Genomic DNA, 9,877 nt, shown 5'->3' with positions numbered 1-9,877 from the left:
CGTTGACTTTTGGCACGCTGTTGAGTTCTCAAGGAACGGACGCTTCCTTCAGGCGGCTTTCACACCGGCCCTCCGGGCGCTTCGTTCTTTCGTGTTTCCAGCTTATCAGATCCTCGCGGCCGGTTTGACCGGCTTTCGTTTCTCTGAATTCCCGCTGGAGGGATTTCCTTCGACTTCGCTCCGAAGCCTATCAAAGCTTTCGGTGTGCTCAGTTCCGGGATTTACCTCGTCGGAGAGGGCGTGCATTCGAGAAGCACACTCGCCTCGACTCGGCGGTGTCGTAGACACTAACGCCCGAGTCCGACCGTTGTCCAGTCGGTCCCAACCGTTCAAACCTACTAGCCCACCCTTACCACGTCAATGGTTTGACTGGGATGCGAGAAGAGTAGCAGGTCAGAGGCCTGTTGATCACATCGGCTCAGGCCGCGACCGGCTGCAGGTCCGCCCGGTCGGCCGCGTCCAGATCGCCGGTTTCGCCGGCCACGGCGGCCTTTCGGCCCAACACCAGGGCGTAGAACAGGAAAGCGATCTCCGCGAGCGCCCCGATGGTGATCCGGGCCCAGGTCGGCAGGCCGGACGGGGTCACGAACGCCTCCAGAACCCCCGAGACCGCCAGGACCGTCGCCAGACCGATTCCCATGCCGATGATCGAGCGGCCCTGCTCGGCGAGCGCCGTCGTCCGGGTGCGCGGACCGGGGTCGATGATCGTCCAGCCGAGGCGCAGGCCGAGGCCGCCGGCGACGAAGACGGCCGTCAGCTCCAGCAGCCCGTGCGGAACGAGCAGACCGAGGAAGACGTCCAGGCGGCCGGCGGACGCCATCAGCCCGATGCCGAGACCGAGGTTGAGGACGTTGGTCCACAGCACCCACAGCACCGGGACGCCGAGCGCCACGCCGTAGAGCAGGCACTGCACCGCGATCCAGGCGTTGTTCGTCCAGACCTGGGCGGCGAAGGAACTCGCCGGGCGGTCCGAATAGTAGGTCTCGTACGCGCCGCCGGGCCTGGTCATCTCACGGAGCTCGGCCGGTGCGGCCAGGCTGTCGCGGACCTCGGGGTGACCGGCCACCCACCAGGCGACCAGCGCGGTCCCGAGCAGCGAGAGCACCGCGACCGGGATCCACCAGCGGCGCGAGCGGTACAGCGCGGCGGGGAAGCTCACCGTGTAGTAGCGGGCGACGTCCCGCCAGCCGCTCGTCCGGCTGCCGGTGACCGCGTCCCGGGCCCGGGAGACCAGGCTGGTGAGCCGGCCTTCGAGGGTCGGGTCGGGCGCCGCGGCCTGGACCCTGGCCAGGTGCCCGGTGACCCGCTGGTAGAGGGCGACGAGCTCGTCGGCCTCCTCCCCGCTCGGCCGCCGCTTGCGGGCGAGGGCGTCCAGCCGGTCCCACTCCCCCTGGTGGGTGGCGACGAAGACGTCCAGGTCCATGCGGCGGCTCCATGGTCGGCGCGGGGCGCGCGGGCGGGCGGTGCGGACAGGTGGGCCCAGCATGCCAGGGCTGGAGCACGTGCCGGCCGCCGGGACCTCCCTTCCCGACCCGCTCCGCGGCCCCGTATGTTGACCGCAGCAGATCCCGGGATCGTGGGGGCCGATCCGCCGGATTCCCCGCCCACGAGCCGGTACCTCCGACGGGAACGGACAGGTGTCTTGAGCGACCTGGTGACGGGCGAGGCGGTCGTCCTCGGCCTGCGCGCGGCGAAGCTTCCGAGCCGGGGTCTGGCGATCGCACTGGACCTCACCGTGCAGGTCGCCGGGCTGGTGGCGACGACCCTGCTGCTGAGCCTGGTCCTGGTGGACCTGGACGGGGCGGCGGTCGCCGCCGTGACGATCGGGCTGACCGTCTTCTTCCTCGTCGCGCTGCCGGTCATGATCGAGACGCTGAGCCGGGGACGGTCACTGGGGAAGGCCGCGCTGGGCCTCCGGGTGGTGCGCACCGACGGCGGGCCGGTGCGGTTCCGGCACTCGCTGGTGCGCGGGCTGGTCGGTTTCCTGGAGATCATCGTGCTGTTCGGCGTTCCGGCGGTGATCTGTTCGGTGGTCTCCCCGGAGGGCCGGCGGCTGGGCGACGTCTTCGCGGGGACGCTGGTGGTCCGCGAGCGGGTGCCCGGCGGGGGCGGCACGGCCGCCGCGCTGCCGCCGGTGAACCCCCAGCTGCTGCAGGCGATCGGCGGCGAGCTGGTCGCACTGGACCTCTCGGCCGTGCCGGAGCCGCTCTGGCTGGCCGTCCGGCAGTTCCTCGGGCGGATCGGCGAGCTGGACCAGGCGGTCGCCCACCGGATGTCCGCCCGGCTCGCGGACGACGTGGTGGCCCGCACCGGCCACCCGGTGCCGCCCGGTGTGCACCCCGCGGCCTACCTGGGCGCGGTGCTGACCGAGCGCCAGCGGCGCGAGTGGAGCCGGGCGCAGGGGCACGCGTTCCAGCAGGCCCAGCAGCAGGCGCAGCACCATGCCCGGGCCAGGGCGCAGGCCCAGCAGCAGGCCTGGGCACCCGCCCCGGCCGCCCCCGCGCATCAGCCCCGGCCGCCGTTCCCCGCCGGAGCCGCCGGGCCCGCCGCACCGGTCGCGCCCCCCGCCCCGGCGGCGGCGCCGACGCCCCCGAGCACCCCGCCCGGCACCGGCTTCGCCCCGCCCGCCTGACCCCGACCGCCGTCCCTGCCCGACCGCGCCCGCGCCGGAACCGGCCCACCGGGGACCGGCGTCCGGAACCGGCCGGCCCGCGCCCCGTCAGCCGCCGGCCCCCTCCCCGTACCCGAACCCGGCCGGCCACGGGTTGGGCGGCGACTCCAGTTCCTCCAGCTCGATCCCGGCCGCCGCGAGCACCACGTCCCCGGCCAGGTGCACCACCTGCTGCTCCCCCGTCTCCAGGTCCGCCACCTGGTACCGCTCGACGACCAGCGGCCCCGAGTCCGTCGTGTGCGTGTCCACGCCCTCCAGCAGCCAGCCCTGGTCGAAGGTGCGCGGCGCCAGCACCGGCTCGGTGAACGCCACCAGCCGGACCCGGGCGCTCGCCCCCTCCCGCAACCGCAGCATCCGGGCCGCGGCGACCAGGAACCCGGGCGAGCGCCCGGCGAACCCATGGGCCCGGTCGTGCCCCTCCACCGCCTGCTCGCCGGCCGGGTCGGCGACATCGGCCCGCACCCAGGCGACCCCGTCCACGGCACCGCCCCGGACCTGCCAGCCGCCGGCCCGCAGCTCCATCCGCAACGGCCTGGCGCGCGAGTCCAGCGTGAGGTCGACCGTGCCGAGGACCCGGCCGTCCGGCGCGTACGTCTTCGAGACGTAGCGCCAGCCGGCCGGGCCGGGCGCGCAGCTGAAGCGCTCCTCGCCGAGCTGGACGTGGTCATGGGTGTCGTGGAGCGAGTACCGGCCGTTGGGCATGCCCGAAAGCCTACGTCCGGACCGGAGCGGTACCCGGCGGGGCCACCGGCCACCCCGGCGACGGTGTCGAGATGCCGTGCAACCTCTCGCGCCCGGGCCGCATCAGGGAGGTGAACGCCGCGGCTGCGGCGCCTTCAGAGAAGGAGCATCCATCGATGGCGAAGCAGAACCGCGACGCCGAGTTCACCGAGTTCGTCGCGGCCCGGGCGCCCTGGCTCCGCAAGGTGGCGTACCTGCTCTGCGGCGACTGGCACCGCGCCGACGACCTGGTCCAGGAGGCCGTCACCAAGCTGTACGTCCACTGGAACCGGCTCTCCGGGGTGGAGAACCTGGACGGCTACGCCCGGACCGTCCTGCTGAACACCTTCCTCGCCGAACAGCGCTCCCCCTGGTGGCGGTGGACCGCCCGGCGCGGAACCGGAACGGTGCCGGAGAGGGCCGTCGCCGCCCCGGACGTCGACGCCTCGGTCGACCTCCGCCGCGCACTGGCCGCGTTACCACCCCGGCAACGGGCGACGGTGGTGCTCCGCTACTACTGCGACCTGACGGTCGTGCAGACCGCCGCCGCGATGGAGTGCTCCCAGGGAAGCGTCAAGAGCCAGTCCGCCCGGGGACTCGACGCGCTGCGCCGGTCCCTCGGCCGGAGGCCGGCCGCGGAGGGGCTCCGCGGGTTCCGCGCCTTCCGGATCCCGGTGGCGGCAGAGACGGAAGGAACCGAGTCATGACCGACCGCACCGACGACCGCTCCGACGCCGAGCGGTACGGAACCCACCTGGCCTCCGGGCTCACCGCCCTCGCCGACGCGCCCGCGCCCGAGAGCCGGCTGGACACCGCCCGGGCGATCCGCACCGGCCGGACCAGGCTCCGGCGGCGCCGGGCCGGAGCGATCGGCGCGGTGGCCGCGGTGCTCCTCGGCGCGATGGTCGCCGGCGCCGCCCTGCCGTCCGGGGGCCCGGAAACGCCGAGGCCCGCCGACGGGACGACCGCGCTCCCCTGGTTCGGTCCGGACACCGGCCGTGACCCGATGACGGTCGACGCGACCTTCGGCTGGCTCCCCCCGGGCTTCGACCAGTTCGAGTACAACGCCCACCCGAACCGTGGGCGCCTGGACATCACGGTCCGCGGTCCGAAGGCGGCGTCCACCGGGCTGCTCGACCCGTCGATCTCCCTCGCGCTCTTCGCCCCGGGCGAGCAGCCACCCACGCCCCGGCGGGGACAGGACGTCCCCTCGTTCCTGATCGACACCGCGCCGGTGAACGGGCGGCCCGCGTACTGGCGCGGCACCCGGCCCGACAACCCGACGAATCCCGGCGGCCAGCGCATCCTCCGGTTCCTGGCGCCCGACGGCCGGTGGGCCGAACTGACCGCCGTCTACCTGGACGAGTCCGTCCAGGAGAAGGAGCTGCCCCGCATCGCGGCCGGGGTGCGCACGACCCGGAAGACCGCCGCCCTGCCGTTCACCGTCACGAACCTCCCCCCGGAGTACTCCTCGAAGGACGGCTACTTCTCCGTGGGCACCGCGGCCGCCGGGGGCTACCCGTGGATGGCCTCCCTCACCTATTTCCTGGGCGACGGCTACGTCACTCTCGTCGCCCGGCCCGATGTCACGCCCGACCCGGCGTACGACAACCCGCCGCAGCCGGGACAGGAAGCGTCGCCCTCCGTGTGCAAGATCCAGCGGGGGCTGCGCCTGTGCGCCGGATCCGCCCAGGGCGACGCCCCGTTCGCCGCGGCCGGCGGCCTCCAGGGCTGGCTGGACCGCGTGACCGGCCTCGGCACCGACCCGGCCGGCTGGACCACCGACGTCCTCCGCTGAACCGGGCCGCCCCGGAACACGCCGGTGGCCGGCGCCCTCCACGGGGGTGGGGGCGCCGGCCACCGGCGTACGGGCGTCGGCGTGTCAGTAGCGGTACTGCTCCGCCTTGTACGGGCCCTCGACCGGGACGCCGATGTAGTCGGCCTGGTCCTGGGAGAGGGTGGTCAGCTTCACGCCCAGCGCGTCGAGGTGCAGGCGGGCGACCTTCTCGTCCAGGTGCTTCGGCAGGACGTAGACGCCGATCGGGTACTGCTCGGTCTTCGTGAACAGCTCGATCTGGGCGATCGTCTGGTTGGCGAAGGAGTTGGACATCACGAACGACGGGTGGCCGGTCGCGTTGCCCAGGTTCAGCAGACGGCCCTCGGAGAGCACGATGATGGTGCGGCCGTCGGCCTTGCGCCACTCGTGGACCTGCGGCTTGACCTCGGTCTTCACGACGCCCGGGAGCTTCGCCAGGCCGGCCATGTCGATCTCGTTGTCGAAGTGGCCGATGTTGCCGACGATGGCCTGGTGCTTCATCCGGGCCATGTGCGAGGCCATGATGATGTCCTTGTTGCCGGTGGTGGTGATGAAGATGTCGGCGGTCTCGACGACCTCGTCGAGGGTGGTGACCTGGTAGCCGTCCATCGCCGCCTGCAGCGCGCAGATCGGGTCGATCTCGGTGACGATGACGCGGGCGCCCTGGCCGCGCAGCGACTCGGCGCAGCCCTTGCCGACGTCGCCGTAGCCGCAGACGACCGCGACCTTGCCGCCGATCAGGACGTCGGTGGCGCGGTTGATGCCGTCGATCAGCGAGTGGCGGCAGCCGTACTTGTTGTCGAACTTCGACTTGGTGACCGAGTCGTTGACGTTGATCGCCGGGAACAGCAGGTTGCCGTCACGGTGCATCTCGTACAGGCGGTGGACACCGGTGGTGGTCTCCTCGGTGACGCCCTTGATGGTGGCGGCGACCTCGGTCCACTTGTTCGGGGTCTCCACGAGAGTGCGGTTGAGCAGCTCCAGGATGATCCGGAACTCGTCGTTGTCCGCGGTGGACGGGTCCGGCGCGGCACCGGCCTTCTCGAACTCGACGCCCTTGTGGATCAGCAGGGTGGCGTCACCGCCGTCGTCCAGGATCATGTTCGGGGTCTGGCCGTTCGGCCAGGTCAGCGCCTGCTCGGTGCACCACCAGTACTCGTCCAGGGTCTCGCCCTTCCAGGCGAAGACCGGCACGCCCTGCGGGTTCTCGGGGGTGCCCTCCGGCCCGACCGCGATGGCCGCGGCGGCGTGGTCCTGGGTGGAGAAGATGTTGCAGGAGCACCAGCGGACCTCGGCACCGAGGGCGGTGAGGGTCTCGATGAGGACGGCGGTCTGCACGGTCATGTGCAGCGAGCCGGTGATCCGGGCGCCGGCGAGCGGCTGCGACTCGGCGTACTCGGCGCGGATCGACATCAGGCCGGGCATCTCGTGCTCGGCGAGCTGGATCTCCTTGCGGCCGAACGGGGCCAGGGAAAGGTCGGCGACCTTGAAGTCACCGGTGGTGTCGGTCGACATGCGTCTGCTCCTCGCTGAGGGGTGGGCGTGGCGAAGGTCCTGGGGTGCGTCACAACACGGCGGGCCGCCCGGGTGTGCGGCGGCGCAGGAGCGCCCGGCCCGCGGCACGGCGCGGCCGGGCACGGATGCCCTGTTGCTCGGCACAAACCGTCGGAGGACCTCTCTCCCTCGACCGGCGCCCGCCCCCGCGGGGGGCGGACCGCCGATCGACCGCCATCAGCAGCGACGTTCTGGCTCTGGGGACGAATCTACACCGACGGTCCCGGACGGCGGCCCGCTACGGCCGTTTTCGGCCTCCCCCACCGGCCGCCCCGGCCCCGCGCCACGGCTCCCGCCCCGGTCCGCGGTCAGTGCGCGGCGCCGGGAACGGGCCCGCCGGGCGTGGCGTACGGGTCGTCGCCGGCCGCCTCCTTCTCGGCGCTGTAGATGTCCGGCTCCAGGTAGATCACCCGTGCGATCGGCACCGCCCGCCGGACCCTGGTCTCGGCGGCGTCGATCGCCGTGGCGACCTCGACGGCCGTCGAGTCGGCCGGGACGGCGATCTTGGCGGCGACCAGCAGTTCCTCCGGACCGAGGTGCAGGGTCCGCATGTGGATGACCCGGTCGACGGTGTCGTGGTCGACCAGCGCGTCCCGGATCCGGGCCACCACCTCGGGGTGGGCCGACTCGCCGAGCAGCAGCGACCGGGTCTCGATCGCCAGGACGAAGGCGATGGCGATCAGCAGCACACCGATGCACAGCGTGCCGACGCCGTCCCAGACCCCGTCCCCGGTGATCACGGTCAGTCCGACGCCGAACAGCGCCAGCACCAGACCGATCAGCGCGCCGGCGTCCTCCAGCAGCACGACCGGCAGCTCGGGCGCCTTGGCCCGGCGGATGTACGCCGACCAGCCGTGCGTCCCCTTGTCCTTGACGGCCTCGCGGAACGCGGTGAAGAACGACCAGCCCTCCAGGGCGATGGCGAGGACCAGTACGCCCACCGGCCAGTACCAGTTGTCCAGCTCGTGCGGGTGGGCGATCTTCTCGTAGCCCTCGTAGACGGCGAACATGCCACCGACGCTGAACAGCACGATCGACACCAGGAACGCGTAGATGTACCGCTCGCGCCCGTAGCCGAACGGGTGCTCGGGAGTGGCCGCCCGCTGGGCCCGCCTGCCGCCCACCAGCAGCAGCACCTGGTTGCCGGAGTCGGCCAGCGAGTGGACGCCCTCGGCGAGCATCGAGGAGGAGCCGGAGAAGGCGAAGGCCACGAACTTGCTCACCGCGATGCCGAGGTTCGCGGTCAGCGCCGCGACCAGCGCCCTGGTACCGCCTTCGGTACTCATGCTCGGGAGGTCCCTCCGTCGGGGGCCGTGCGCGCGGCCCGTTGCCCGGTCGTCCGGTGATCCGGTGATCCGGTCGTTGTCGAGCGCATACGGTACCGGGCCGCTCCGGGCGGGCTCAGGCCTGCGCGGCGGCCAGCCCGAGGTAGACGGCGGCGAAGTCGGTGAGCGCCACCAGGTCGGCCAGCGCGTGCAGCGGGTCGGCGCGGCGGCTCGCGTACTCGGTGAGCCGCACGTCGTGGGCGGCGGCGAGCCGGTGCGCCCGGGTGACGCCGTAGCTGCGCGGGCCCGCGTCGTCGGCCGGCACCTCGGCGGGGCCGCCGTCCGCCTCCCCGGGCGTGTCGCCGCCGGACGCCGCGCCGCCCGCGGTCCCGCCGGGGATCTGACGCAGCAGCAGGACCTGGAGGTGCAGCGGGTCCGGCTCCTCGACCCGGTCGCGGAAGAAGTCGTCGGGGTCGGCGCCCGCGCCGAGCTGCCCGGTGAACATGCCGCGGTGGGCGGTGAGCACCTGTGGGAGCGCACCCGCCAGCGCCGGGCGGCCGGCCCGGTCGGCGAGCTGGGCGGCGAACCGTCCGGCCGCCGCCCCGGCCGGCGCGCCCTCGGCCCAGAGCAGCGGGACCGTGCCCGCCAGCCGGGCGGCCAGGCCCTTGGCCGGGTTGGTGTACGCGGCGGCGTCGGGCCGGCAGCGGACGGCGGTGGCGTCCAGCAGGTCGGCGGTGCGCGACGGCGCGTCGTAGGCCAGCTGGGTGACGCCGAGCTTCTGGGTGAGCGCGAGCAGCGGGGTGAGGTGGGCCCAGAGCGCGGCCGGGTCCTCGGCGGGCAGGTCCGGCTCGGTGCCGTGGCCGGGGGCGGCGCCGGGTTCGGCGGGCTCGACGGCGGACGGCACGAACGGCAGCGGCAGTGCCCGCACCTGCAGCGCGGCCCCCGCCAGCGGGCTGCCCTCGGGCGAGGTGACGACGACCGCGCAGCCGCGCGCGTAGGCCTGCTCGGCGAGGGCGACCAGGCCCCGCTCGCCGCCGTCGGCCGAGCTGATCACCAGCAGGTCGAGCGGGCCCGCCCAGCCGGGGAGCTGCCAGGTCAGGCCGGCCGTGAAGGCGGCCGGCGCGGTGGCCCGGTCGGGGCGCGGGACGGACGCGGCGTCGCCGGGCGGCAGCGGGACGACCAGGCTCGCGGTGCCGGCCAGGGCCGCGAGCATCTCCCCCGCGGTCAGCGCGCTGCCGTGCCCGGCGACCAGGACGGCGCGCGGGCGGCCGTCGGGCCGCAGCCGGTCCAGGCCGGCGGCCTCGGCGAGCCGCAGGGCGGTGCGGACCCGGGCGCCGGCCCCGGCGAGGGCGAGCAGGGCGCTGTCGTGGTCGGCGCGCCGGAGGGCGGCCGGGTCGTCGAGCAGGGTGTCGTCGAGCATGCGGCGGGCCTCCGGCTGCTGGCTGGGCGCTGAGGACGGCGAACGGCGGGCGCGGGGCGGCCGGCCCCGGGGCGGTACCGGGTCGGCGCGGGGCCGCCCCGTCCAGGATCAGGCCGGGCGGCGGGCCTCGTCCACCAGCAGGACGGGGATGCCGTCGCGTACCGGGTAGACCAGGCCGCAGCTCTCACCGGTGCAGAGCAGCTCCGGCTGCTCCTCGGTGCCGCCCTCGACGAGCTTGGCCCGGCACTGCGGGCAGACCAGGATCTCCAGGAGGAAGGAATCGAGCTTCATGGCGTTCGGTCTCCGGTCTCGGTGCGGGGTGTCGGCGGACGGCACGGCGGTGCCCCGGCCGAGAGGAAACCCTACCGGCCGGGGCACCGGGGACGTACGCCGAGGCGCGGGCGGCCGGACCCCGGCGCAGGCCGGGGTCC

At 73.9% G+C, this 9,877-nt stretch carries 9 protein-coding genes; 3 read left to right on the top strand and 6 right to left on the bottom strand.

Annotation, left to right across the window (positions count from 1 at the left end):
- Positions 1-418 precede the first annotated feature (418 nt).
- Complete coding sequence (locus ACFCX4_RS30710) at positions 419-1,423, bottom strand: stage II sporulation protein M (protein ID WP_376149548.1); 1,005 nt, start codon at positions 1,421-1,423, stop codon at positions 419-421.
- A gap of 219 nt (positions 1,424-1,642) precedes the next feature.
- Here ACFCX4_RS30710 and ACFCX4_RS30705 point away from each other — a divergent pair, with 219 nt between their 5' ends.
- On the top strand, positions 1,643-2,632 hold the full coding sequence (locus ACFCX4_RS30705; RefSeq protein ID WP_376149545.1) for an RDD family protein: 990 nt from the start codon (positions 1,643-1,645) through the stop codon (positions 2,630-2,632).
- 87 nt (positions 2,633-2,719) lie between these two features.
- On the opposite strand, the gene ACFCX4_RS30700 is transcribed toward ACFCX4_RS30705, so the two are convergent.
- Positions 2,720-3,373 (bottom strand): hypothetical protein, encoded by a 654-nt coding sequence (locus ACFCX4_RS30700; protein WP_376149542.1) that lies wholly within the window; start codon positions 3,371-3,373, stop codon positions 2,720-2,722.
- 155 nt (positions 3,374-3,528) lie between these two features.
- Here ACFCX4_RS30700 and ACFCX4_RS30695 point away from each other — a divergent pair, with 155 nt between their 5' ends.
- Positions 3,529-4,098 carry a SigE family RNA polymerase sigma factor gene (locus tag ACFCX4_RS30695; protein WP_376149539.1) on the top strand — a complete coding sequence of 190 codons (570 nt, stop codon included), beginning with the start codon at positions 3,529-3,531 and terminating at the stop codon, positions 4,096-4,098.
- A complete protein-coding gene (locus tag ACFCX4_RS30690; protein ID WP_376149536.1) occupies positions 4,095-5,189 on the top strand; it encodes a hypothetical protein in 1,095 nt (364 codons plus the stop codon). Before ACFCX4_RS30695 ends, ACFCX4_RS30690 begins: the two co-directional genes overlap by 4 nt.
- Before the next feature lie 84 nt (positions 5,190-5,273).
- On the opposite strand, the gene ahcY is transcribed toward ACFCX4_RS30690, so the two are convergent.
- The 4 genes from ahcY to ACFCX4_RS30670 all read right to left on the bottom strand — a co-directional run bounded on the left by ahcY (position 5,274) and on the right by ACFCX4_RS30670 (position 9,737).
- Positions 5,274-6,722: an adenosylhomocysteinase gene (gene ahcY / locus ACFCX4_RS30685; protein WP_376149533.1), complete on the bottom strand. Its 1,449-nt coding sequence runs from the start codon at positions 6,720-6,722 to the stop codon at positions 5,274-5,276.
- A 347-nt stretch (positions 6,723-7,069) separates the two neighbouring features.
- The gene (locus ACFCX4_RS30680) at positions 7,070-8,047 is read right to left on the bottom strand and encodes a cation diffusion facilitator family transporter (protein ID WP_376149530.1); all 978 of its coding nucleotides are present in this window, start codon (positions 8,045-8,047) and stop codon (positions 7,070-7,072) included.
- Positions 8,048-8,162: 115 nt separating this feature from the next.
- Complete coding sequence (locus ACFCX4_RS30675; protein WP_376149527.1) at positions 8,163-9,446, bottom strand: SIS domain-containing protein; 1,284 nt, start codon at positions 9,444-9,446, stop codon at positions 8,163-8,165.
- 108 nt (positions 9,447-9,554) lie between these two features.
- Complete coding sequence (locus ACFCX4_RS30670) at positions 9,555-9,737, bottom strand: Trm112 family protein (RefSeq protein ID WP_376149524.1); 183 nt, start codon at positions 9,735-9,737, stop codon at positions 9,555-9,557.
- Positions 9,738-9,877 lie beyond the last annotated feature (140 nt).

Origin of the sequence: Kitasatospora sp. NPDC056327 (assembly GCF_042261735.1) — a bacterium.
GTDB lineage: Bacteria > Actinomycetota > Actinomycetes > Streptomycetales > Streptomycetaceae > Kitasatospora.
Note: the sequence above shows the minus strand (reverse complement) of the source record. Positions and strands in the feature narration are given on the sequence as shown.